Here is a 24,835-nt window from a genome sequence, read left to right on the forward strand (position 1 = left end):
CAGCCTCGGCCGAATCATCGGTTAATTCTTCCGAGACAGTGATTATTCAGTGATCTCAGCTTCTGGCATCGGCGCTTTAGCAATATTAATCTTAGAATCAACGAAATCGTCATCTTCTAAATCACGCATTTCAATTTCTTCATCTTTGTTATCCATTACTTTAACGTCTAAACCTAAACTTTGTAACTCTTTCATAAGTACACGGAATGATTCTGGAACACCTGGACGTGGAATGTTTTCACCTTTAACAATTGCTTCATAAGTTTTAACACGCCCTACAGTATCATCTGATTTGTACGTTAAGATTTCTTGTAAAGTATACGCCGCACCGTAAGCTTCAAGTGCCCATACTTCCATCTCACCAAAACGTTGTCCACCAAATTGCGCTTTACCACCAAGTGGTTGTTGTGTAACAAGTGAGTAAGGTCCAGTTGAACGTGCATGTAACTTATCATCAACCATGTGGGCTAATTTAAGCATGTACATTACACCAACTGATACACGGTTATCGAATGGTTCACCAGTACGTCCATCATAAAGTACTGTTTTACCGTCACGTGCCATACCAGCTTCTTCGATTGTTGACCAAACATCTTCATCGTTCGCTCCATCAAATACTGGAGACGCAACATGCAGACCTAAGTTTTTAGCAGCCATACCTAAGTGTAACTCTAATACTTGTCCGATATTCATACGAGAAGGTACCCCAAGTGGGTTTAACATGATGTCGATTGGTGTTCCGTCAGGCATAAATGGCATATCTTCTTCTGGTAAGATACGTGAGATAACCCCTTTATTTCCGTGACGTCCACACATTTTATCCCCAACGTGAATTTTACGTTTTTGAACGATGTAAACACGTACTAATTGGTTAACACCTGGTGGTAACTCGTCGCCATCTTCACGATTGAAGACTTTAACGTCTAATACGATACCATCAGCACCGTGTGGTACACGTAATGAAGTATCACGTACTTCACGCGCTTTTTCACCGAAGATTGCATGTAATAAACGTTCTTCAGCCGTTAATTCAGTAACCCCTTTAGGCGTTACTTTACCAACTAAGATGTCACCATCACGTACTTCAGCTCCAACGAAAATGATACCACGATCATCTAAGTTTTTCAGTGCATTATCTGAAACGTTCGGAATGTCACGTGTGATTTCTTCAGGTCCAAGCTTCGTATCACGCGCTTCTGATTCATATTCTTCAATATGGATAGAAGTATATACGTCGTCTTTCACAAGACGTTCGCTCATGATTACAGCATCCTCATAGTTATAACCATCCCAAGTCATAAATCCAACAACTACGTTACGTCCAAGTGCCATCTCACCAAGTTCCATAGAAGGACCATCTGCTAAGATTTCACCTTTCGTTACGATGTCACCAGCTTCAACGATTGGACGTTGGTTGTAACAAGTACCAGAGTTTGAACGTGCGAATTTCGCTAATTTGTATACATCTAAATCTGTTTCGATTTCTTTTCCGCCTTCTTCAACAATACGGCGAACTTTAATTTGACGTGCTTCTACGTGTTCCACACGACCTTTATATTTCGAAACTACTGCAGCTCCAGAGTCACGCGCAGCTACGTGTTCCATACCCGTACCAACAAATGGCGCTTCTGGATTCATTAAAGGTACTGCTTGACGTTGCATGTTCGCACCCATTAATGCACGGTTCGAGTCATCGTTTTCTAAGAATGGGATACATGCAGTCGCTGCAGAAACAACCTGTTTCGGCGATACATCCATGTAATCCATACGTTCACGTGCCATGACTGTGTTATCTCCACGGAAACGACATACAACTTCATCGTCTAAGAACTTACCATTGTCATCTAAACGCGCATTCGCCTGAGCAACTACGTAAGCATCTTCTTCATCTGCTGTTAAGTAGTCAATTTGGCTTGTTACTGTATTGGTCTCGATATCAACTTTTCTATATGGTGTTTCAATGAAACCAAATTCATTTACTCGCGCATAACTTGAAAGTGAGTTGATTAACCCGATGTTTGGCCCCTCAGGTGTTTCAATCGGACACATACGGCCATAGTGAGAATAGTGAACGTCACGTACTTCCATACCAGCACGTTCTCTTGTTAAACCACCAGGTCCTAATGCAGATAAACGACGTTTATGTGTAAGCTCGGCTAATGGATTTGCCTGGTCCATGAACTGAGATAATTGAGAGCTACCAAAGAATTCTTTGATAGATGCAATTACAGGGCGGATATTGATTAATTGTTGTGGTGTTACAGATTCAGTATCTTGCAAACTCATACGTTCGCGCACAACACGCTCCATACGACTTAACCCAATACGGAATTGATTTTGTAGCAATTCACCTACCGAACGTAAACGACGGTTACCTAAGTGGTCAATATCATCCGTAAATCCAACACCTGCTAGTAAGTTAAAGAAGTAACTTACAGAAGATAAGATATCTGCTGGGGTAATACATTTCACCTCATCATCTGGGAAAGCATTACCAATAATTGTCGTTGTACGTTTCTCTTCATCTCCAGGAACGTAAACTTTAACGGACTGAATTTCGATCGGTTCATCTAATAAGCCATTATCTAAATCATAAACTTTTTGGTTTGCATTGCTTTCTAGCACATCCATAATTTGATCTAAATTACGACGGTCTAATAGTGTACCTTCTTCAGCTACGATTTCACCTGTCTCAGTATTCACAATCGGCTCAGCTAACACTTGGTTAAATAGACGATGTTTTAAATGTAATTTTTTGTTCATTTTATAACGCCCAACGCTTGCTAAGTCATAGCGTTTTGGATCAAAGAAGCGAGAGTATAATAAACTCTTAGCATTCTCAACTGTCGGTGGTTCACCTGGACGTAAGCGTTCATAAATTTCAAGCAATGCAGCTTCTGTTGATTCAGTGTTATCTTTATCTAATGCGTTACGCAAATATTCATTATCACCTAATAGGTCAATAATTTCTTGATCCGTACTAAATCCTAACGCACGGAGCAACACTGTAATTGGAAGTTTACGTGTACGATCAATACGTACAAATACAACATCCTTCGCATCAGTTTCATATTCAAGCCATGCACCACGGTTAGGGATTACAGTCGCACCGAAGCTGACTTTACCGTTTTTGTCTACTTTGTCATTGAAATAAACTGACGGTGAACGAACAAGCTGAGACACGATAACACGTTCGGCACCGTTAATAACGAACGTACCTGTATCAGTCATTAATGGGAAATCACCCATAAATACTTCTTGTTCTTTCACTTCACCTGTTTCTTTGATGATTAAACGAACCTTAACACGAAGTGGTGCAGCATAAGTTGCATCACGGTTTTTCGATTCATCTAAATCGTACTTTGGTTCACCTAATTTGTAATCTACAAACTCTAATGATAAGTTACCTGTGAAGTCTTCAATCGGAGAAATGTCTTTAAACATTTCGATTAAACCTTCTTTTAGGAACCAATCATAAGATTTCGTTTGAATCTCGATTAAGTTAGGTAGTTCTAGAATTTCGGAAATTCTCGCATAACTTCTACGTTTACGATGTCTTCCGTATTGGATAAGTTGACCTGTCAACAGATTCACCCCTCAAAAAATTGTGGTGCACACTTATTCATATAGCGTTGTTAAGACAAAAAGAAAACGGAAATCAGATCATTCCATTTTCATTTTCTTTTGCTCATCCGACATCTATAAAAGATAGAAAAGTGCACACTTATTCATTTAAAATTTTACATTCTATTACTATAACAGACAGATTGTATAAGGTCAACCTTTTACACTCTTTAATATATAGTAGCCTTTATCTTTCTTAAGCACTGTGACATTACCAAAAACCTCATCCATCTTTTTCCTCGCTGATGGCATCCCTTGTTTCTTTTGTATTACAACATATAGTGCACCTCGATGTTCTAATATGTTATAACTATCTGAAAGAATGCGATGTACAACATCTTTACCCGCACGAATAGGCGGGTTTGTAATAACTGCATCAAACTGTTCAGTTACTTCATTTAAACCATCGCTTTTATAAATCATGGCGTTATTAATTTTGTTTGTCACGGCGTTTCTTTCTGATAAAGCTAACGCACGCGTATTCACATCCACCATATGTACTGTTGATTCTGGGAAATGATTTGCTACCATCAATCCCATCGTACCGTATCCACACCCTACATCTAAAATACGTTTAGGTTGTGCATCATCCAAAAATGTTTGTACAAGTAATTTTGATCCGAAATCGACGCCGCCTTTAGAAAACACACCGGCATCGGTCGTAAGTTTTAAGCTATGACTCCCCATATTAAAATCGATTGTACTTTCATGACTTGCTACCGTTTGTTCTTCACTATAATAATGACTCACTCTGACACCTCACTTATTTCAACTCAGCGCAATGCGCGCTCAGTTGAAATTATACTAATATAAAGCAAGAAAAACCCGTTATATACATAACGGGTTTTAAACAAAAGAGAAATTATTTAACTTCTACAGTTGCTCCAGCTTCTTCTAATTTAGCTTTTAATTCTTCAGCTTCGTCTTTAGAAACAGCTTCTTTAACAACTTTAGGAGCGTTGTCAACTAAGTCTTTAGCGTCTTTTAATCCTAAACCAGTTGCTTCTTTAACAGCTTTAACAACTTTGATTTTTGAAGAACCAGCAGATACTAATTCTACGTCAAATTCAGTTTTCTCAGCAGCAGCACCTTCGCCACCAGCAGCACCAGCTACAGCTACAGGAGCAGCAGCAGTTACACCAAATTCTTCTTCGATTGCTTTAACTAAATCGTTTAATTCTAAAACTGACATTTCTTTAATCATTTCGATAATTTTTTCGTTAGACATGTTTTATTCCTCCATTTAAATTTTAATTAGTTTTTATGAAACTTGTTTTAAGAGCTTACGCTTCTTCAGCAGCAGTTTCTTCTCCGCCTTGTTGCTCTCCAACCGCTTTAACTGCATATGCGAAGTTGCGGATTGGTGCTTGTAATACTGAAAGAACCATAGAAATAAGTCCTTCTTTTGATGGTAAAGATGCAATAGCTTTAACATCTTCAGCAGACGTTACAGTTCCTTCGATGATACCAGCTTTAATTTCTAACGCTTCGTTTTCTTTAGCGAAATCAGCGATAATTTTAGCTGGAGCAACAACTTCCTCAGTTGAGAATGCGATAGCGTTTGGACCTGTTAAGAATTCATCAATTCCTTCAATTCCAGCAGCAACAGCAGAACGACGAACTAAAGTGTTTTTATATACTTTGAATTCCACGCCAGCTTCACGAAGTTGTTTACGTAGTTCTGTTACTTGCGCAACTGTTAAACCACGGTAGTCAACGATGATTGTTGATACTGAATTTTTTAACTGTTCAGTAATCACGTCAGCTTTTTGTTGTTTGATTTCGATCGCTTTTGTACTCATTGTGACACCTCCATTAAGATTTTCGTGCTTTTCTAATAAGAGTATTAAAAAAGCACTTTTCACCCATGGCAAAAAGTGCTTGAAATGTTCAAGTCAAATTTCACCTCGGTAGGATTATTAAGCTTAACGCCCCTACTGTCTTAGGTTATTTATAAAATACAAATTACACTATATCGTGAAACTTGAATCTTGTCAATTGTTTTTAAAAATTAGTTTCTTACTTCTGATGGGTCGATTTTAATACCAGGGCCCATAGTTGTTGTTACAGCAACTGTTTTGAAGTAAGTACCTTTAGATGAAGCTGGTTTAGCTTTAGCTAAAACATCTTTAAGTGTGTTAAAGTTTTCAACTAATTTATCAGCATCAAATGATACTTTACCGATTGCAGCATGAACGATACCAGATTTCTCAGCACGGTATTCTACTTTACCAGCTTTGATTTCTTGAACCGCTTTCGTTACATCCATAGTAACTGTTCCAGTTTTAGGGTTTGGCATTAAACCTTTAGGTCCAAGTACACGACCAAGTTTACCAACTTCTCCCATCATATCTGGAGTTGCAACGATAACATCAAAATCGAACCATCCTTGGTTAATTTTATTGATGTATTCTGAATCACCAACGAAGTCAGCACCTGCTGCTTCAGCTTCTTTTAATTTTTCACCTTTAGCAAATACTAATACACGTTGAGTTTTACCAGTACCATTTGGAAGTACTACAGCCCCACGGATTTGCTGATCGTTTTTACGCACGTCAATTCCTAGACGGAATGCAACTTCAACAGATGCATCAAAGTTAACAGTGCTCGTTTCTTTCGCAAGTTTGATTGCTTCTTCTACAGAGTAGAATTTTGTGCTATCAACTTTTTGAGCGGCTTCTTGATATTTTTTACCTTTTTTAGCCATTGTTCATTTCCTCCTTATAGTGGTTTTAGCGGAATTTCCTCCCACGGGCATTGCTATATACAATGCAAGAGCAGACGAGTTAACGTCTGCTTAAATCTTGATTCTATTATTTAATTTCTACACCCATACTACGAGCAGTACCAGCAACAATTCTCATTGCCGCTTCTACGCTTGCTGCATTTAAATCTTCCATTTTAGCTTCAGCGATTTCACGTACTTGATCTTCAGTTACTGTAGCAACTTTATTTTTGTTAGGTTCACCAGAACCTTTCTCAATTTTAGCTGCTTTCTTAAGTAATACTGCTGCAGGTGGTGTTTTAGTGATAAATGTAAATGAACGGTCTTCAAATACAGAAATTTCAACCGGAATAATTAAACCTGCTTGTTCTTGTGTACGTGCGTTAAATTCCTTACAGAATCCCATAATGTTTACACCCGCTTGACCTAATGCTGGTCCAACTGGTGGTGCTGGATTTGCTTTCCCCGCAGGGATTTGTAATTTAACAACTTTGATTACTTTTTTAGCCACGATGTGCACCTCCTTGATATCGTGATGTGGTCACAGGGTATGATATTTACCCTCCCACTCATATACGTGCATTTGCACGACTATAAAATATTACCACTTTAAACCCATTTTGGCAAGTGAAAATTTACAATTATTTATAAAATGAATATTATAATTTTTCAATCTGGTCAAATTCAACTTCAACAGGTGTTTCTCGTCCAAACATATCAACGAGCACTGTTAATTTATATTTCTCTGCATCGATTTCTTTTACTTCACCAACCTGATTCGTGAACGGTCCACTTGTAACACGCACTTGTTCACCAAGTTCAATCTCAACATCGATTGTCTTTTCATTCATACCCATAGATTTCAAGATAAATCTTGCTTCTTCAGGTAATAATGGATTTGGTTTAGATCCAGCGCCAGCCGAACCTACAAACCCAGTAACTCCTGGAGTATTACGTACGACATACCACGATTCATCTGTCATCACAAGTTCTACAAGGACATATCCAGGGAACGTCTTTTTGAGACTCGTTTTCTTTTTCCCGTCTTTAATCGTTGTTTCTTCCTCTTCAGGAATTACTACACGAAAAATTTGATCCTGCATGTTCATTGATTCAAGACGTTTTTCTAAATTGTCTTTTACTTTATTTTCATATCCTGAGTATGTATGAACCGCATACCAGTGTTTTTTACTTTCCTCAGACATTTAATATGCCTCCTTATTTAATTAATCGAATTAATTCCGTAATCCCCATATCGATAAGGAAAAAGAAAATGATAAAGAAGATAACTGTCGCTACAACAATTGATGTGTCTCTTACAACTTCTTGTCCCGTAGGCCAAGTCGTCTTTTTCATCTCAGAAACTACACCTTGAAAAAAGTTTTCTTTATTTTCCATTTGGTCTTGCCTCCAATTTTATTGAATGATAAAAAATATACCGAACGTGAACATCCGATATATTTTTATTTATATTCACTTATTATACTATGCATCGTTTTGTTATAATCCTAGTTAAATATACAAATTATCTTAAACTTTGTCAAACGTCTCCATCATCCAGTAAATGTTTTCTGATTTTACGTCTTAGTCTTACAATTGCATTTTGAATCGTCTTTATGGACTCATCTTCTAATAGTGCCATCGCTTTGACGGATAACCCATCTTGTACATAGTCTAAAACTTTACTTTCAAGCAGACTGAGTTTTAAGTTTGCTGGCGTAAGTGCGTCCGTCAATGCATAATACTCGCTCATAACTTCTGGCCTTAATGCATTGACATCGACAATATGTTCAGCAACCGGGCGATCATAACGATCCACCATATCAATACTGATTTCTTCTACATCACGTGAACCTTTATTTTGTTTCATCATATTTAATAGCGCGAATTTCAGCATATGATAGTAATAGCGTTCGAAAGAATCATTGCGCTCTTTTTTATAGTTCAGTGCAGTTTCATACAATGTTATTAAACATTGCTGATAGACTATAGCACGTTCAATGTAGTAATACTTTCTAATATAAACTTCCATTCCATTTTGCATACGCACAACTAAAGTATCAAAGCAATCCAGATTTCCATTTTGTATTTCATACACAATTTCCTCTAAAGTCATTACAACGTAAGGAGAAGATTTTTCACATAGTGTTAAGTATGTTATAAGCATGACGGCCCTCTAGTTTTTAACTATAGCGTAAATTGTTTTAAAGATTATTACAAACAATAGTTTTTACTCAAAAAATTATTGTTTTCCTCTTCGTATACGTTCTAACTTTTGCAAAGTTTCTTTATCTAGCACGATTCTAGTTCTTGGTTTCACTTCATGCATCTGCTTCATATCTTTTTCCACGATCATTTTTTCTTCTTCAAGATTTGTAATAAATTCACGTGATGGTATGCGTAGTGCACCACTGCCAAAGATTGCATGCTGTTCTGACATATCACTTGTTACGACTTTAATGGTCGTAATATGTTTTTTGTACAACTCAAAAGTTAAACGCTCAATCACTGCATCCGCGGTTTCATTCTCTTTAGAATAAATCACACGGATACCATGGAATAATTCTTCTTGTTCATGAGATTTTACATCATACGCATCGAAGACCACAATGACATCATCTTGAATCCTGGCATTATAATTCGCAAGTTCCAGTAATAAATTCACACGTGCTTCTTCTAGTGAATCCATAGCAATAGCAGATAGATGACGACTTTGCCCTATTACGTTATAGCCGTCTATAATTGTATAAAATTCTTTCATCAGTCTACTGGGTTCCTTTTACGATACACTTCGTACATCAGCAAGCTTGCCGCAACAGAAGCATTTAAACTGTTAACATGACCAACCATCGGCAAATGAACCAAGAAGTCGCATTTCTCTTTCACTAGTCGGCTCATTCCTTCGCCTTCTGAGCCAATAACGATTGCCAAATCCATATCAGCATTCATTTTACGATAGTCTACTGATTGCTTGGCGTCCGTTCCCGCTATCCAGTAACCCGCATCCTTTAACTTATCTATCGCCTGATTAATATTATTCACTCGCATTACTGGCACATGCTCCACTGCACCTGTAGAAGCTTTGACAACCGTTTGATTCAGACTTACAGAACGGCGCTTTGGTATCATGATACCATCTATACCAATAGCATCGGCAGTTCTAATAATTGAACCTAAGTTGTGTGGGTCCTCCAGTCCATCTAATATCATAATTGTATTTAACTTATCAGACGCTTTATTGCTCAGAAAATCTTCCAGTTCCGTATACTCATAAGGAGATATCATTGCCAGTACCCCTTGATGCGGAACATCTGATAAATAATCCAGTTTTGATTTAGGAACTGTTTGAACGACAATCTTTTTTTCTTTACACAGATTCAAAAGACTGCTGATTTGAGACTTATTAATACCTTCTTGAATTAATACTTTATTGATTTCATGGTCTGAAGTTACAGCGCTTTTTACAGCATGCCTGCCTACGATTATTTCATCAGTTGCTTTCATCTTTACCCCTCTTTTCACACAGTGATATGATTTCATTGAGCAGTGCATCGAGCCTTTCATTATCTTCATTCAAATGCAAGTACCCGATAACCGCTTCTAATCCCGTACTTTTTTTGTAAGTTACGACGTCTGTATTTTTTGCTTTTGTATGGCTCTTAGCGTTACGTCCACGCATTAATATGTCCATTTCTTCCGTTGTAAAAAAGTTGTCTTCAACAAGTGAATCAAATGTCTGAGACTGACTCTTAGCAGAAACGAAGAATGTCGCATATCGATGCAGTTCATTGGGTTTACGATTTTTTTCGCGCACAATGTAATTGCGTATATATAAATCTAGAACTGCATCGCCTAAATATGCAAGCGTCAACGGATTATATAAACTTGCCTGATTAACCACGTTTGTACCTCACACCTTGCGCTGTATCTTCAAGAATAATATTTTGCTCTTTTAATGCATCACGAATCTCATCTGCACGTTTAAAGTCTTTATTCTTTCTCGCCGCTTGACGCTCTTCAATTAATCGTTCAACCTCTTCATCTAGCAATGTATCACTTGTATTCAGTTTCACACCTAGGACTTCACTAAAAATTTCAAACACTTCGATAAATCGATTAATGACTTTTAAATCTGTAGATGAATTCTGATTATATATATTTGCCTGTTTCGCAAGTTCATACCATGCAGTAATCGCATTAGCAGTATTGAAATCATCATCCATGGCAGTTTCAAATTGTTTCAATATGTTATCAATCACAAGGATTGTTTCAGCATGATCTACAACATCCACCGATATTGCCTGACGTTCTTTCATCGCCTGGTACGCATTTTGAATACGCTCAAGCCCTGCTTTAGCGCTAGCAACAAGCTCCATATTATAGTTGATAGGATTTCTGTAGTGGACACTGATCATAAAGAAACGTAATACATTCGGATCAATTTCTTTAATAATGTCATGTACAAGAATGAAGTTTCCTAAAGATTTACTCATCTTCTCATTGTCTATATTAATAAATCCATTGTGTAGCCAATAATTAGCAAAAGTCGTGTCGTTGTGCGCTTCTGATTGTGCAATTTCATTTTCATGATGCGGGAATGTTAAATCACTTCCTCCAGCATGGATATCGATAGAATCTCCTAAATGCTTCTTTGCCATTACAGAACACTCAATATGCCACCCCGGTCGTCCTTCTCCCCAAGGCGACTGCCAGCTGATTTCTCCCGGCTTTGCTGTTTTCCATAATGCAAAGTCAAGCGCATCATCTTTAAGTTCTCCAGTCTGGATACGTGCACCTATTTTAAGTTCATCGATTGACTGGTGGCTAAGCTTACCATAACCATCGAACTTACGTGTTCTAAAATAAACATCGCCACCACTTTCATAAGCGTAGCCTTTCTTAATTAATTCATCGATAAATTCAATAATGTCCTCCATATGATCCATTACACGAGGGTGGTGTGTTGCAGTCTTACAGTTTAAAGCATGTGTGTCCTCAAAGTATGCTTCAATAAAACGGTCTGCTATCTCTGGCACCGTCTCTCCAAGTTCATTTGCCGCTTTAATCAGCTTATCGTCTACATCGGTGAAGTTAGAGACATAATCAACCTCATATCCTCGATATTCAAAATAACGACGTACCACATCAAAACTGATAGCCGGACGGGCATTTCCGATATGAATATAATTGTAGACAGTCGGTCCACACACATACATTTTTACTCTTCCTTCTTCAATGGGTACAAACTTCTCTTTACTTCGAGTCAATGTATTATATAACGTAATCATCCTGAATCTCTCCATTTCTTGACGCCTCTATATGACGTTCTAGTTCTTTTAATTTTTCATATACCGGGTCGGGCAAATTCGTATGTTCAAACGACTTACCGACCTTTACCTTGACCCCATTTTGTCTTACAATACGTCCCGGTATTCCTACGACAGTAGAATAATCGGGAACACATTTCAGAACAACAGAATTCGCTCCAATATTTACATTATTCCCAATCTGTATATTTCCCAGCACCTTAGCCCCAGCTGCAATTAATACGTTATCTCCTATATCAGGATGACGTTTTCCGCGTTCTTTACCCGTACCACCAAGCGTTACTCCTTGATAGATTGTAACGTTATCTCCAATCGTACACGTTTCACCAATGACAATACCCATACCATGGTCAATAAATAAACGCCTTCCTATCTTTGCACCTGGATGGATCTCAATTCCAGAGAAGAATCTTGAAATCTGACTGATACTTCGTGCAATGAAGTACATTCTACGCTTGAAGAACCAATGGGCAATTAAATGCCACCACACTGCGTGTAATCCCGAATATGTCAAAAATACCTCAATACTACTTCTCGCTGCCGGATCCTGTTCAAAGACCATTGCAATATCATCTTTAATACGTTTAAACAACGGCATCCTCCCCTCTAAATAAAAAGAAGCACCTCTTATTACAGAGGTGCTTCAGCACGGTTCCACTCTTATTAATAGATAGCATCTATTCACTCGTATTATATTCAATTTCATACATGAGGTGCATTCAGTCATCTATTTATCGTATTCTTCCACCAGCCGAATACTCTCTAAAAGATAAATTGAAGACTTACTTAGTCTCATACCTTGATTATAAAGGATAGCGATAATTTTTCAACGATTTTATTTCACGTACTTTTGAACACGTGCAATAACTTTTTCTTTACCAAGTAATTCTAATGTATTTGGTAGCTCTGGACCATGCATTTGTCCTGTTGTCATAACACGAATCGGCATAAATAAATTTTTCCCTTTGATACCTGTTTCTTTCTGTACAGATTTAATTGCCCCTTTAATACTTGGCGCATCAAATGTTTCTAATGTTTCTAACTGACCAATTAAACTTTGAGCAAGTTCAGGGACCTGTTCTCCATTTACGACCTCAGACTCTGCTTCTCCAAGTTCAATTTCATCACGGAAGAATAACTCACTTAGTTCAACAATTTCACCGGCGTAACTCATCTGCTCCTGATATAATCCAACTAAAGCTTTTGCCCAAGCAAGCTCTTCATCTGTCGGTTGTTCAGAAACAAGTTCAGCTTTTTTCATATGTGGTAACGTCATTTCAAATACAGTATCTAAATCTTTCTTTTTCATATACTGATTGTTGATCCACGCTAGTTTTTGTTTATCAAAGAATGCTGGTGATTTGCTTAGACGTTTCTCGTCAAACATTTCAATGAATTGTTCTTTTGTAAAGATTTCCTCTTCACCTTCAGGAGACCAGCCAAGCAGTCCAATAAAATTAAATAACGCTTCTGGTAAGTATCCAAGATCGTGGTATTGTTCAATAAACTGAATGATTGAACCGTCACGTTTAGACAATTTCTTACGGTCTTCGTTCACGATTAACGTCATATGACCAAACGTCGGGATTTCATATCCTAGCGCTTCATAGACCATCATTTGTTTTGGTGTGTTTGAAATATGGTCGTCACCGCGAATGACATGAGTAATCTCCATAAAGTGATCATCGATTGCTACTGCAAAGTTATACGTTGGGATACCATCCTTCTTAACAATAACCCAGTCACCGATACCGTTAGAATCAAATGAAACTTCTCCTTTAACCATATCATTAAACGTGTATACCTTATCTTTCGGCACACGGATACGAATTGCAGGTTGTCTACCTTCAGCGATCAGTGCTGCTTCTTCTTCTTTCGTTAAATGCGCATGCTTACCACCATATCTTGGCATTTCTCCACGCGTAAGTTGTGCCTCGCGTTCTGCTTCTAATTCTTCGGCAGTCATATAGCAGCGATAAGCTTTGTCTTCAGCTAATAATTTCTCGATAATTGGATTATAAATATCAGCACGCTCAGATTGACGATAAGGACCAAATCCTCCATCTTTATCAATTGATTCATCCCAGTCCATTCCTAACCATTGTAAGAACTTTAACTGGCTCGCTTCTCCACCTTCTACGTTACGCGCAGTATCTGTATCTTCAATTCGGATAATAAAATCTCCACCGTTATGTCTGGCAAATAAATAGTTAAATAATGCCGTACGCGCATTTCCAATATGTAAGAACCCCGTTGGACTTGGTGCATATCTTACTCTTACTTTACTCATCTTGTTCACTCCATTAATTAGTTTGTTTTTAATAATAATACCACAGCTTGTGCCTGTATACCTTCTTGTCGTCCTAAATAACCCATCTTCTCGTTCGTTGTCGCTTTGACGTTCACGTTGAAAATGTCTGTATTTAAGACATTCGCAATCGACTCTCGCATAGCATCGATATGCGGACGGAATTTCGGTTTTTCTGCAATAATTGTCGCATCTAAATTGCCTATTTCATATCCTAACTTAAGAACATGCTGGTACGCCTCTTTTAATAAAATCTTAGAATCCGCACCTTTGTACTTCGGATCATCATCCGGAAAAAATTTGCCGATGTCACCAAGAGAGACAGCACCTAAAATTGCATCTGTAATCGCATGGAGTAATACGTCGGCATCACTATGTCCAAGTAATCCTTTATCGTGTTCCAGTTCGATGCCGCCGATGATTAAAGGTCGACCTTCGACTAATTGGTGTACATCATATCCATATCCAATTCTCATCAAATCCCTCTTTTCTTCAGTATTGCTTCCGCAAAGAACATATCTTCCGGCGTTGTAATCTTAATATTATCATAATCACTTTCAACGATGTTAACTGGGTACAGCCGTTCAACAAGCGACGCATCGTCAGTACCTAAAAAGTCATCTTCATTTGCTTTATTATATGCTTCAAGTAATAAATGATAGCTGAATGCTTGTGGTGTTTGAATCTGCCAAAGTTCTTCTCTATTTAACGTTTCTTCTACCTGGAAATCAATCACACGCTTAACCGTATCTTTCACTTTAACAGCGGCAACAACACTTTTATATTGTTGTACTTTTGTATATAACTTATACAATGTTTCTGGTGTAACAAAAGGTCTTGCCGCATCATGTATAAACACATAATCGCACGGCTGAATTGCTTTGAGCACATTATAGATGCTATATTGTCTTTCACTACCGCCTACAGTCACTACTTCTATTTTGTTATAAGCTTTAGACATTGCTTTAAGCATTTCCAATTCATCTTTTTGTGCTGCTAAATGAATGGCACGGCAATTATCATCACTCTGAAACGTTTCAAGTGTGTGTTCAAGAATCGATTTACTGTGTAGTTGTAATAGAATTTTATTTTTATCAGCCTGCATTCTTTTGCCCATACCGGCTGCGGGAATAATTACATCATACATATTAGTCATTCACTTTCTTCGTAAAAATAATTCGACCTGAAGATGTCTGCAATATGGATTGCACTTCCACTTGAATTTGTTTGTTGATATACTTCTTACCGTGTTCTACAACAACCATCGTACCATCTTCCATGTAGCCTACACCTTGATCTTCTTCTTTTCCTGATTTAGTGACATTTAATAACATCTTATCTCCTTGAGCGACAACAGGTTTAATTGCTTCTGACAGATCATTTACATTCAGCACTTGGATACCTTGCACTTGGCAGACTTTATTCAAATTGAAATCTGTAGTGATCACACTCGCCTTCATGTCTTTCGCCATCGTAACAAGCAACTGGTCCACTTCTTTAATGTTTTTATTCCCTGGAATAATATTCAAAGGATGTCCTGTCTCTTGCAGTTCACTTAATATATCTAACCCACGTTGCCCCTTATCTCTCTTTATTCCATCTGTCGAATCAGCTATTAATTGTAATTCATCCAGCACACCTTGTGGCACTACAATCGTACCATCTAAAAAACCGCACTTTACGATTGATAAAATACGCCCATCGATAATTGCAGAAGTATCTAATAGTTTTGGGAAATCGAATGATTTTCTCTTATTAGGCTGAAAACGTTCAGGCAAGAAACTTAATATCTCACCACGTTTTTGAATACCCACTTGAAAACCTAAATATCCTAATACAACTGCTAAAATAATCGGTACCGTATTCTTAAGAAAAGGAAACCCCATAAAGTTAAAGATTAAACTGATCATTGAAGCAATCATCAGACCAATAATCATACCAAAAGTTGCGATAATCAAATCAATAAAATTGATCTTAAGGAGGAGTTTCTCACCTCTTATAATTAAAGCCACAACACGATCGACAAGCCAGTAAAATAAAAGAAAAAAGACAGCGATACCTACGGCCCCATCGATATATGGATTAGATAATATATCAGGAACTTTAAAATCAAACAGTCCAACAAGCTCAGGTATCAAGAAGATACCTGCTGAAGCACCTACAACGAAAAATATTAATAAAACAAGCTTTCTTAACATCTATACACCTCCTTAAAATGCCATTTTTAATGCTTCGTTAATATTTGTTACACCAATCACTTCAATATTTCCGGGGAAATCCCAGCCACCAATATTATTTTTTGGGATGATGACACGTTTAAAACCGAGTTTTTCAGCTTCTTGTACACGTTGTTCAATACGTGCAACACGTCTCACTTCACCAGTCAGACCGACTTCTCCGATAAAACAGTCATCGCCTCGTGTCGGTTTATCATTATAGCTTGAAGCGATGCTTACGATAACACTTAAATCAACAGCAGGTTCATCAAGTTTTACACCACCCGCAACTTTCACATATGCATCCTGTTGCTGTAATAAATATCCTTGTTTTTTCTCTAGTACAGCCATCAATAGGTTCAGTCGATTATGGTCGACACCTGATGCCATTCTTCTTGGATTATGAAAAGATGTCGGCGTTACAAGTGACTGAACTTCAACTAGTAATGGACGCGTGCCTTCCATCGTTGCAACGATAGTTGAACCTGCTACATTTTTTGTACGTTCTTCAAGGAACATTTCTGAAGGATTCAGGACTTCTTTAAGGCCTGTATTCTTCATTTCAAATATACCCATTTCATTTGTCGAACCAAAACGATTCTTCACTGCGCGTAATATTCTGTAGCTATGATGAGTATCTCCTTCAAAGTAAAGAACTGTATCAACCATATGTTCTAGTAACCTTGGACCTGCGATCTGTCCTTCTTTTGTCACGTGCCCTACGATAAATGTTGCAATGTTCATCTGCTTTGCGATACGCATTAACTCTTGTGTACATTCTCTGACTTGCGATACAGAACCAGGTGCGCTTGTAACCTCTGGATGAAATATTGTTTGAATTGAATCGATAACCAAAAATTTCGGTTTTGTTTTCCTTACCGTTTCGTGGATAATCTGAAGGTTGGTTTCTGCATATACATCAAGCTCACCTGCATCCTCTAATAGACGATCGGCACGTAATTTCGTTTGTCTTACCGATTCCTCTCCAGAAATATAGAGTACGGGATGGTTTTGTGAAAGCATTGCACAAACTTGTAGTAGTAATGTGGACTTACCAATCCCCGGGTCTCCGCCGATAAGTATCAATGAACCCGGAACGATTCCTCCTCCAAGTACACGATCCAGTTCTTTCATCTGCGTATGATCACGAGGAACACTTTCTTTCGTTATATCTTTTAGTTTTTCAACTTTATTACCACTTTGTGATTCAGAAATCGCATTTTTAGGGCCCTTCTGTTTATGCTCAATAACTTCTTCCATTTGATTCCATGCACCACAATTCGGACACTTTCCCATCCATTTCGGTGACTGATAACCACAGGCCATACATTCAAATGTGCTTTTCACCTTTACCAAAGCGATTCCTCCTCATTATGTATCTATTTATTTTAAAGCTTTTTAACTAATTAAACAATTATAACGAAAAAGTCGGTACAGAAGTGTTCTACCATAAGTAAAACCCGAATGATGCTAAGAAAATATTCTTTATTTCCAGCACTATTCGGGTTTGATTATAGTAATTTCTGTACCGCTATTAATTAAAGATTATTAATCTGAAACTTATGTCCCTACTCATCAATTATGCTTTTGCTTTATCAATTTTAAATGCATCATCCACATAATCTATAGTAATGTGATGTCCAGTTAATTCTTCACCCTTTAATAGTTCTTCAGATAACTGATCTTCAATATGTTTTTGAATTGCTCTAGCAAGTGGTCTTGCTCCGTACTCAGGATCATAGCCTTCATCTGCGATTTTCTCTTTCGCTGCATCTGTCAATGAAATATGGATATCTTGCTCTTTCAGTCTGTTTGCAAGCCCTTCGACCATTAATGTCACAATTTCTTTCAATTGATCTTTCTCCAATTTATGGAATACGATGATATCATCAATTCTGTTTAAAAACTCAGGGCGGAATTGTTTCTTAAGCTCATCCATCATCGTTTTACGGATTGTTTCATAATCCTGAGCTGCAGTCTGCCCCCCGAACCCAACAAATTTATTATCTTTAATTTCTTGAGCTCCGACGTTACTCGTCATAATAATAACCGTATTTCTGAAATCTACCGTACGACCTTTCGAATCTGTAAGACGCCCATCATCGAGTACTTGTAACAGAATGTTAAAGACATCTGGATGTGCTTTTTCTATTTCGTCAAATAAGATAACTGAATAAGGTTTACGACGTACCTTTTCTGTTAATTGACCGCCATCATCATGACCTACATATCCTGGAGGAGAACCTACCATACGTGAGACGCTATGTTTCTCCATAAACTCACTCATATCTACGCGAATCATCGCATCCTCTTCACCAAACATTGCCTCAGCTAGTGCTTTCGCAAGTTCTGTTTTACCTACACCAGTAGGTCCTAAGAAGATAAAGCTCCCAATCGGACGTTTCGGATCTTTAAGACCAGCACGTGCACGACGCACAGCTTTAGAAATAGATGATACGGCATCAGCTTGACCAATGACACGATTATGCAAGATTTCTTCCAGGTTCAATAGCTTTTGTGATTCAGTTTCTGCAATTTTAGCAATCGGAATACCTGTCCATTGCGCTACAACATTGGCAATGTCATCTGCAGTTACTGAAGTATTGTTTGAACCTTGTGTTTTTTGCCATTCTTTTTTAGTTTCTTCTAACTTTTTCTCAAGCTGTGTCTGTTTATCACGTAAACTTGCTGCCTGTTCGAACTCTTGAGAATGTACTGCAGCGTCTTTTTCATTCTTCACTTTTTCTAATTCCGCTTCAAGCTCTTTTAAGCTTGGAGGTGTTGTATAATTGCGTAAGCGTACTTTAGAACCTGCTTCATCGATTAAGTCTATCGCTTTATCTGGTAAGAAGCGATCTGATATATAACGATCACTCATCTTAACTGCAGCTACAAGTGCTTCATCAGAAATCTTAATTCTGTGATGTGCTTCATAACGGTCACGCAACCCTTTTAATATTTCTATTGCATCTTCTACATTCGGCTGATCCACTTGAACAGGTTGGAATCGACGTTCAAGTGCTGCATCTTTCTCTATATATTTACGGTACTCTTCCAATGTTGTCGCACCAATACATTGTAACTCACCACGTGCAAGTGCAGGCTTTAATATGTTAGAAGCATCGATTGCTCCTTCTGCACCTCCAGCTCCAATTAAAGTGTGTAATTCATCGATGAATAAGATAATATTACCTGCCTGATGAATTTCTTCCATCACTTTCTTAAGACGCTCTTCGAATTCGCCTCGATATTTAGTACCAGCAACAACAGTACCCATATCTAAACTCATTACACGTTTTCCTTTTAATGTTTCTGGCACTTCATTATTGATAATTGCTTGTGCTAATCCTTCTACAATCGCCGTTTTACCTACACCCGGTTCCCCAATAAGCACAGGATTATTTTTTGTACGACGACTCAACACTTCAATAACACGCGTAATTTCAGCACTACGCCCAATCACTGGATCTAGTGTGCCATCTTTTGCAATGACTGTTAGATCGCGCGCAAGTTCATCAAGTGTCGGTGTATTTTGTGATTTTGAAGCATTCGTATCTTTGCCTGTCATCTCAGGACTACCAAGTAACTTCACCACTTGAGATCTTGCTTTTGTAATGTTTAAGTCAAGATTCGCTAGTACGCGTGCTGCAACTCCTTCATTTTCACGGATTAAACCAAGTAGAATATGCTCTGTCCCTACAAAGTTATGATTTAATTTACGTGCTTCATCAAGTGATAATTCGATGACCTTCTTAGCGCGTGGTGTATATTGTATTGTGCCACCCATGTCTGTACCATGACCGATAAGTTGTTCTACTTCAGATACAACTTTATCTTCTGTGATATTGTAAGCCGCTAAGACTTTTGCAGCGATACCATCAGGCTCTTTTACAAGACCCAACAATAAATGTTCTGTTCCAATGTTGTTGTGATTTAAACGAATCGCTTCTTCTTGTGCATGTGCAAGTACTCTTTGAGCACGTTCTGTTAATCTACCAAACAATATAATTCCTCCTTATAGATGCGTTCGTAGCATCTCTGCTCTTTTTTCTTCTATTGTGCCTTGTGTATCATATACGGTATCTAAAAACGGTGCTTGAATTGCTACCATAAGTTCGTTAAACCTAAACGGAATATTGATGATATCCATATCAATTCCAAGCTTTACTTCACTTAGACGAAGGCTTGCTTCTTCTACTGAAATCTTACGGCTGTATTTCAAAATACCTAAACTACGATAAATTCTATCAATAGTTTCAATATGATCGTAATTATTCATTCGTTTGCGCATATTGAGTTCTTCCTCAATAATCTGTTCGACAACTTGCTGAAGATCTTCAATAATACTTTCTTCATCTTTACCGAGTGTCAACTGATTAGATACTTGGTATATATGACCTAATGCTTGTGTCCCTTCTCCATATATACCACGAATCGTAAAACCAAAACGATTGATAGCTTGAGCGATTCGATTCATACGATTCATAATAGAAAGTCCTGGTAAATGGAGCATTACACTAGCACGTAGACCTGTTCCTATATTAGTAGGACATGTCGTTAAATATCCATAATGCTCGTCAAAGGCCATTGTTAACTTTTCATCTAACCGCTTATCAATATCTTGAGCACGCATATATAACTTCTGAAGAGATAAATCTTTACCGAGCACTTGTATTCTGATATGATCTTCCTCATTTACCATAATGCTCTCTGATTCATCATCGTTAATATAGACGGCACCACCGTTATTATCCAATAATTCTTTACTCATCAAATGCTTTGCGACAAGCATTAAGCGCTCTCGTTCAGATATTTTGCTCATCTTTATTTCTTCATAATCATGAAGCACACTCCCCACCGCTTCAATAACACGTTCTGCATCTCCCTCACTAAACATCATCGGATGCACAAAACCTTCTAAGTTACGCGCCAATCTGATTCTAGAACTCAAGATGACCGGTTCATCTTTACCACTTTGCATCCAGTCGCTAAGTTCACTTTGAAGGTGTTTACTCAACATGAGTATCACCACCTTCCTTTAATACTTTTATTTCGTCTCTTACATTTACAGCTTCTTCAAAGTTTTGTACTTCTATTAATTGCTGTAGTTGTTCTTCCAGTGCTTCAATACGCTTTTTAAGTGCAATCTTTTCTTGAGACTTAAAAGGTTGCTGTCCGACATGTTCCAGATTACCTGCTTGAACTCTCTCTATTACTTGAGGGACATATTGACTAAATGCGTCGTAACATTCACTACAACCAAACTTGCCGATATGCAACGCCTCTCTTAGTGAAAGACCACAGTTAGGACATTTATCAGGATGTGTTTGAAATTCTCCGCTATTAAGTAAATGTTTCAATAGCTGATTCATCGAAAATTCTTCTTCATAAGCCATACTGTACCTCCTAGTTGTATTGGATGATTGCAAGTACATTTTGTAATATATTCGCTCTAATATAATCACGGTACGGTACTTCCATCCTTAAAGTATCTCTGTGAATCGTTGACATGATCAACTTCTTCTCTCTTAATGTAATCAATTCGTTATCATATAGACCCGCAATAATGCGCTCAGCGTTTTGCTGGGAAATCTGCTTACTTGTAAGCTCTTTAAGATGATTTAAAAAAGCTGACTTATCGTTTGATTCAATCTTTGTAATACGGATATAGCCACCGCCACCACGTTTACTTTCGATTTGATAACCATGTTCATTTGTAAACCTTGTTTTAATGACATAATTTAACTGTGAAGGTACACAATCAAACTTCTCTGCAATATGGGCACGCTTAATTTCCACGACGTCATCTGTCGCTTCTTCAAGCAGTTGCTTTAAATATTGTTCAATTATATCCGACATATTGTGCATGACATCACCCACCTTTGACCTTCTTTGACTTTATTATATTTTGATTTGTCATTTAGTGCAAACAATATGTTTATCTTTCATATTTGAACATCTGTTCAAAATGAAATTAAAATTTGTTTAGCGCTTTCATAAATTATATAGTATGATATGTATAGTTAAAATTAATATTAAAAGGAGCGATATTATGAACTTTATAATAGGTATTATCGGACTTATTATCTTCTTGTCTCTCGCATGGATCATGAGTTCGGATAAAAAAGGCGTAAGATGGCAATATATTGGTATCATGCTTGTAATTCAATTCATACTTGCTTTCGTCTTGCTAAAAACAACAGCTGGGATTTGGCTCGTTACACAACTAGCAACTGGATTTGGTTATTTACTTAAGTATGCAGCAGAAGGTGTATATTTTGTATTCCCAGGTGTTAAAAATGATGGCGTAGCTAATTCATTTTTCTTTGATGTATTGTTACCAATCACTTTTATTTCAGCATTAATAGGTATCCTTCAATATTTAAAAATCTTACCTTTTATCATCAAATATTTAGGATTAGTTATTTCTAAAGTAAACGGGATGGGCAAACTTGAATCCTTCAATGCAGTAGCCGCAGCAATTCTTGGGCAATCTGAAGTATTCATTTCATTAAAGAAGCAACTACCGTTTATACCGAAGCATAGGCTGTATACTTTAACAGCGTCGGCAATGTCTACCGTTTCGTTATCAATTGTCGGAGCTTACTTTCAGATGATTGAACCACGATTTGTTGTTACAGCCATCGTACTTAATTTATTTGGTGGATTTATTATCGCTTCAATCATCAATCCTTATAGAGTATCTGCTGAAGAAGAAGATGCGGTGATTATGACTGAAGATGAAAAGAAACAATCATTCTTCGAGATGCTTGGCGAATATATTCTTGATGGATTTAAAGTTGCTATTATCGTTGCAGCAATGTTAATCGGTTATATCGCCTTAATTGCAATGCTTAATGGAATCGTCGAGGCGTTTACACCAGGCGAAATGAACTTCCAGACTATACTTGGGTATTTGTTTGCACCTCTTGCATTCTTAACAGGAATCGCTTGGGACGATGCGGTTCGCGCAGGATCTATTATGGCGACTAAACTCGTTTCGAATGAATTTGTTGCAATGCTAGATATTCAGTCCATCGTTAAAGGAAAGACTGGCGAATTATCAGAACATGCGGTCGGAATCGTTTCTGTATTCTTAGTATCTTTTGCTAACTTCTCATCTATCGGTATTATCGCAGGGGCTATTAAGTCACTTAACGATAAGCAAGGTGATGTGGTCGCTAGGTTCGGTCTGAAATTATTATACGGCGCTACACTTGTATCATTCATTTCAGCAACAATTGCAGGTTTCTTTATATAAAAGATAAGTGGACTGTTTCATAAACAGTCCACTCTTTTTTATGATAATATTGATTGTTTTGTTCCTACAAAATTCGTCTCTAATTAATTATATGTCAATATTTCTGATACATCATATCTTGAGGATGGATAATGTTCTTTAGCTGCAATTCCAATTGCGATGAACATTACAGGTGTGTATCGTCCTCCATCAATATTTAACGCTTGTAATACCGCTCCTCTGTCAAAACCACCAATTGGATTTGTATCGAAGCCATAATCTTTTGCGACAAGCATAAACTGCATTGCCGCCATGGCAGAATCCATCATTCCTTGAGTATACATAGATTCATCTGGCGTCTGATCCAGAAGCTGTTGAATCACCTTCGTATTTTCATCTTTTATATTTTGATCCATATATCCTTCTTTTACATTTTGCTGCATAATTCTATCTAAGTCATTTTTATGGTTATTATCCGATAATACTAGTACAAAAGCTGAGCTTGTATCTAATTGACGCGTATTAAAATGAACGTGATTTCTTATTGCCGCTTTCGATTCATCGGATTCTACTACAACAAATCTCCAAGGTTGTAAATTTAAAGAAGACGGTGCCTTCGTTGCTAAAGTAATCATTTCTTCCATTATTTCATGAGGAATTGTGATATCTGGATTAAACTCTTTTATTGAATGACGTGATTCGATTGCTTGTTTTAATGATAAGTCTTTCATGTAAGATACTCCTTTTTTATAATGATTGATTATAACATGCATCTGAAATGTCACAAAATGAAAAAGCCTACATTTTTCAAATGTAGCCTTTTTACAAAAATATTATTTCATTACCATTTCTTCTATAAAATATTTCATGATTTTAAAATCTTCAGTAAGTTCCGGATGAAATGATATACCGAGATATTTCCCTTGTTTGACTGCTACCATCTTATCGTCTACTATGCTCAGTACTTCCACTTCTGGCCCAACAGACACAATATGTGGTGCACGGATAAAAACTGCATTTACTCGATCTTCAATACCCTTAACATCAAGATCAGCTTCAAAGCTATCGACTTGACGCCCAAATGAATTACGTTCAACTGTAATATCTATCTTCCTTAAATGACCTTCCTCATAACCGACGATATCATTTGCAAGTAAGATTAACCCTGCGCATGTGCCATACATCGGTAATTCACTTTGGCGTAACGTTTCAGTAAAGCCATATAGATCCATCAGACGACGCATCGTTGTTGATTCTCCACCAGGCAATACTAATCCATCGATATCTTCTAGTTGTTCTACACGCTTTACAGGTAAACCTGTATGACCTGCTAGTTCAATATGATGAATATGCTCTCTTACAGCACCTTGCAATGCTAATACACCAATCTTCATA

General features: G+C 37.5%; 26 protein-coding genes and 1 other annotated feature. Of the genes, 1 reads left to right on the plus strand and 25 read right to left on the minus strand.

Features of this window, described 5'->3' with window-relative positions; genetic code table 11:
• Positions 1-42 precede the first annotated feature (42 nt).
• From rpoB to QA539_RS10165, 23 genes are all read right to left on the minus strand, one after another.
• Positions 43-3,585 (minus strand): DNA-directed RNA polymerase subunit beta, encoded by a 3,543-nt coding sequence (gene rpoB / locus QA539_RS10055; protein WP_219493303.1) that lies wholly within the window; start codon positions 3,583-3,585, stop codon positions 43-45.
• Between the two features lie 192 nt (positions 3,586-3,777).
• On the minus strand, positions 3,778-4,374 hold the full coding sequence (locus tag QA539_RS10060) for a class I SAM-dependent methyltransferase (protein WP_423245828.1): 597 nt from the start codon (positions 4,372-4,374) through the stop codon (positions 3,778-3,780).
• 112 nt (positions 4,375-4,486) lie between these two features.
• Positions 4,487-4,852, minus strand: coding sequence for a 50S ribosomal protein L7/L12 (gene rplL, locus QA539_RS10065; RefSeq protein WP_015912367.1), 366 nt, complete (start codon positions 4,850-4,852; stop codon positions 4,487-4,489).
• A gap of 55 nt (positions 4,853-4,907) precedes the next feature.
• Positions 4,908-5,426, minus strand: coding sequence for a 50S ribosomal protein L10 (gene rplJ / locus QA539_RS10070; protein ID WP_419895175.1), 519 nt, complete (start codon positions 5,424-5,426; stop codon positions 4,908-4,910).
• 37 nt (positions 5,427-5,463) lie between these two features.
• Positions 5,464-5,589: a sequence feature (ribosomal protein L10 leader region), on the minus strand.
• Positions 5,590-5,635: 46 nt separating this feature from the next.
• Positions 5,636-6,331, minus strand: a complete 696-nt coding sequence (gene rplA / locus QA539_RS10075; protein WP_015912369.1) for a 50S ribosomal protein L1 — start codon at positions 6,329-6,331, stop codon at positions 5,636-5,638.
• Positions 6,332-6,437: 106 nt separating this feature from the next.
• Positions 6,438-6,860 carry a 50S ribosomal protein L11 gene (gene rplK, locus QA539_RS10080; RefSeq protein ID WP_041636217.1) on the minus strand — a complete coding sequence of 141 codons (423 nt, stop codon included), beginning with the start codon at positions 6,858-6,860 and terminating at the stop codon, positions 6,438-6,440.
• A 148-nt stretch (positions 6,861-7,008) separates the two neighbouring features.
• On the minus strand, positions 7,009-7,554 hold the full coding sequence (gene nusG / locus QA539_RS10085) for a transcription termination/antitermination protein NusG (protein WP_086043520.1): 546 nt from the start codon (positions 7,552-7,554) through the stop codon (positions 7,009-7,011).
• A gap of 13 nt (positions 7,555-7,567) precedes the next feature.
• Complete coding sequence (secE, locus tag QA539_RS10090; protein ID WP_086039301.1) at positions 7,568-7,747, minus strand: preprotein translocase subunit SecE; 180 nt, start codon at positions 7,745-7,747, stop codon at positions 7,568-7,570.
• Positions 7,748-7,889: 142 nt separating this feature from the next.
• Positions 7,890-8,516, minus strand: coding sequence for a hypothetical protein (locus tag QA539_RS10095; protein WP_219493307.1), 627 nt, complete (start codon positions 8,514-8,516; stop codon positions 7,890-7,892).
• 75 nt (positions 8,517-8,591) lie between these two features.
• On the minus strand, positions 8,592-9,110 hold the full coding sequence (locus QA539_RS10100; RefSeq protein WP_283722235.1) for an NYN domain-containing protein: 519 nt from the start codon (positions 9,108-9,110) through the stop codon (positions 8,592-8,594).
• Positions 9,110-9,853 carry a 23S rRNA (guanosine(2251)-2'-O)-methyltransferase RlmB gene (gene rlmB, locus QA539_RS10105; protein WP_283722236.1) on the minus strand — a complete coding sequence of 248 codons (744 nt, stop codon included), beginning with the start codon at positions 9,851-9,853 and terminating at the stop codon, positions 9,110-9,112. The genes QA539_RS10100 and rlmB overlap by 1 nt, the downstream gene beginning before the upstream one ends.
• The gene (locus tag QA539_RS10110; protein ID WP_219493311.1) at positions 9,840-10,250 is read right to left on the minus strand and encodes a Mini-ribonuclease 3; all 411 of its coding nucleotides are present in this window, start codon (positions 10,248-10,250) and stop codon (positions 9,840-9,842) included. Before QA539_RS10110 ends, rlmB begins: the two co-directional genes overlap by 14 nt.
• Positions 10,243-11,637, minus strand: coding sequence for a cysteine--tRNA ligase (cysS, locus tag QA539_RS10115; protein ID WP_419895176.1), 1,395 nt, complete (start codon positions 11,635-11,637; stop codon positions 10,243-10,245). The genes QA539_RS10110 and cysS overlap by 8 nt, the downstream gene beginning before the upstream one ends.
• Entirely contained in the window at positions 11,621-12,274 is a 654-nt protein-coding gene (cysE, locus tag QA539_RS10120) for a serine O-acetyltransferase (RefSeq protein ID WP_219493313.1), read from the minus strand. Before cysE ends, cysS begins: the two co-directional genes overlap by 17 nt.
• Positions 12,275-12,511: 237 nt before the next feature.
• Complete coding sequence (gene gltX, locus QA539_RS10125) at positions 12,512-13,966, minus strand: glutamate--tRNA ligase (protein ID WP_419895177.1); 1,455 nt, start codon at positions 13,964-13,966, stop codon at positions 12,512-12,514.
• 17 nt (positions 13,967-13,983) lie between these two features.
• Positions 13,984-14,463 carry a 2-C-methyl-D-erythritol 2,4-cyclodiphosphate synthase gene (gene ispF / locus QA539_RS10130; protein WP_147404566.1) on the minus strand — a complete coding sequence of 160 codons (480 nt, stop codon included), beginning with the start codon at positions 14,461-14,463 and terminating at the stop codon, positions 13,984-13,986.
• Positions 14,460-15,140 (minus strand): 2-C-methyl-D-erythritol 4-phosphate cytidylyltransferase, encoded by a 681-nt coding sequence (gene ispD / locus QA539_RS10135; RefSeq protein WP_419895178.1) that lies wholly within the window; start codon positions 15,138-15,140, stop codon positions 14,460-14,462. The genes ispF and ispD overlap by 4 nt, the downstream gene beginning before the upstream one ends.
• Positions 15,133-16,182, minus strand: coding sequence for a PIN/TRAM domain-containing protein (locus tag QA539_RS10140; protein WP_219493317.1), 1,050 nt, complete (start codon positions 16,180-16,182; stop codon positions 15,133-15,135). Before QA539_RS10140 ends, ispD begins: the two co-directional genes overlap by 8 nt.
• Positions 16,183-16,194: 12 nt before the next feature.
• A complete protein-coding gene (radA, locus tag QA539_RS10145) occupies positions 16,195-17,556 on the minus strand; it encodes a DNA repair protein RadA (RefSeq protein WP_219493319.1) in 1,362 nt (453 codons plus the stop codon).
• A 223-nt stretch (positions 17,557-17,779) separates the two neighbouring features.
• Positions 17,780-20,206: an ATP-dependent Clp protease ATP-binding subunit gene (locus QA539_RS10150; RefSeq protein ID WP_219494863.1), complete on the minus strand. Its 2,427-nt coding sequence runs from the start codon at positions 20,204-20,206 to the stop codon at positions 17,780-17,782.
• 9 nt (positions 20,207-20,215) lie between these two features.
• Positions 20,216-21,220 (minus strand): protein arginine kinase, encoded by a 1,005-nt coding sequence (locus QA539_RS10155; RefSeq protein WP_118003427.1) that lies wholly within the window; start codon positions 21,218-21,220, stop codon positions 20,216-20,218.
• Positions 21,210-21,596, minus strand: coding sequence for a UvrB/UvrC motif-containing protein (locus tag QA539_RS10160; RefSeq protein ID WP_219493322.1), 387 nt, complete (start codon positions 21,594-21,596; stop codon positions 21,210-21,212). The genes QA539_RS10155 and QA539_RS10160 overlap by 11 nt, the downstream gene beginning before the upstream one ends.
• Before the next feature lie 10 nt (positions 21,597-21,606).
• Positions 21,607-22,068 carry a CtsR family transcriptional regulator gene (locus tag QA539_RS10165; protein WP_219493324.1) on the minus strand — a complete coding sequence of 154 codons (462 nt, stop codon included), beginning with the start codon at positions 22,066-22,068 and terminating at the stop codon, positions 21,607-21,609.
• 184 nt (positions 22,069-22,252) lie between these two features.
• On the opposite strand from QA539_RS10165, the gene QA539_RS10170 reads away from it, so the two are divergent.
• Positions 22,253-23,461 carry a NupC/NupG family nucleoside CNT transporter gene (locus QA539_RS10170; RefSeq protein ID WP_120786885.1) on the plus strand — a complete coding sequence of 403 codons (1,209 nt, stop codon included), beginning with the start codon at positions 22,253-22,255 and terminating at the stop codon, positions 23,459-23,461.
• An 83-nt stretch (positions 23,462-23,544) separates the two neighbouring features.
• Here the strand turns inward: QA539_RS10170 and QA539_RS10175 are convergent, their stop codons facing one another.
• Positions 23,545-24,171 (minus strand): nitroreductase family protein, encoded by a 627-nt coding sequence (locus QA539_RS10175; RefSeq protein ID WP_219493328.1) that lies wholly within the window; start codon positions 24,169-24,171, stop codon positions 23,545-23,547.
• Between the two features lie 102 nt (positions 24,172-24,273).
• A complete protein-coding gene (gene pdxT / locus QA539_RS10180; protein WP_219494864.1) occupies positions 24,274-24,834 on the minus strand; it encodes a pyridoxal 5'-phosphate synthase glutaminase subunit PdxT in 561 nt (186 codons plus the stop codon).
• Position 24,835 lies beyond the last annotated feature (1 nt).

It is taken from the genome of Macrococcus psychrotolerans (genome assembly GCF_038095555.1).
In the GTDB taxonomy this organism is placed as follows: domain Bacteria; phylum Bacillota; class Bacilli; order Staphylococcales; family Staphylococcaceae; genus Macrococcoides; species Macrococcoides psychrotolerans.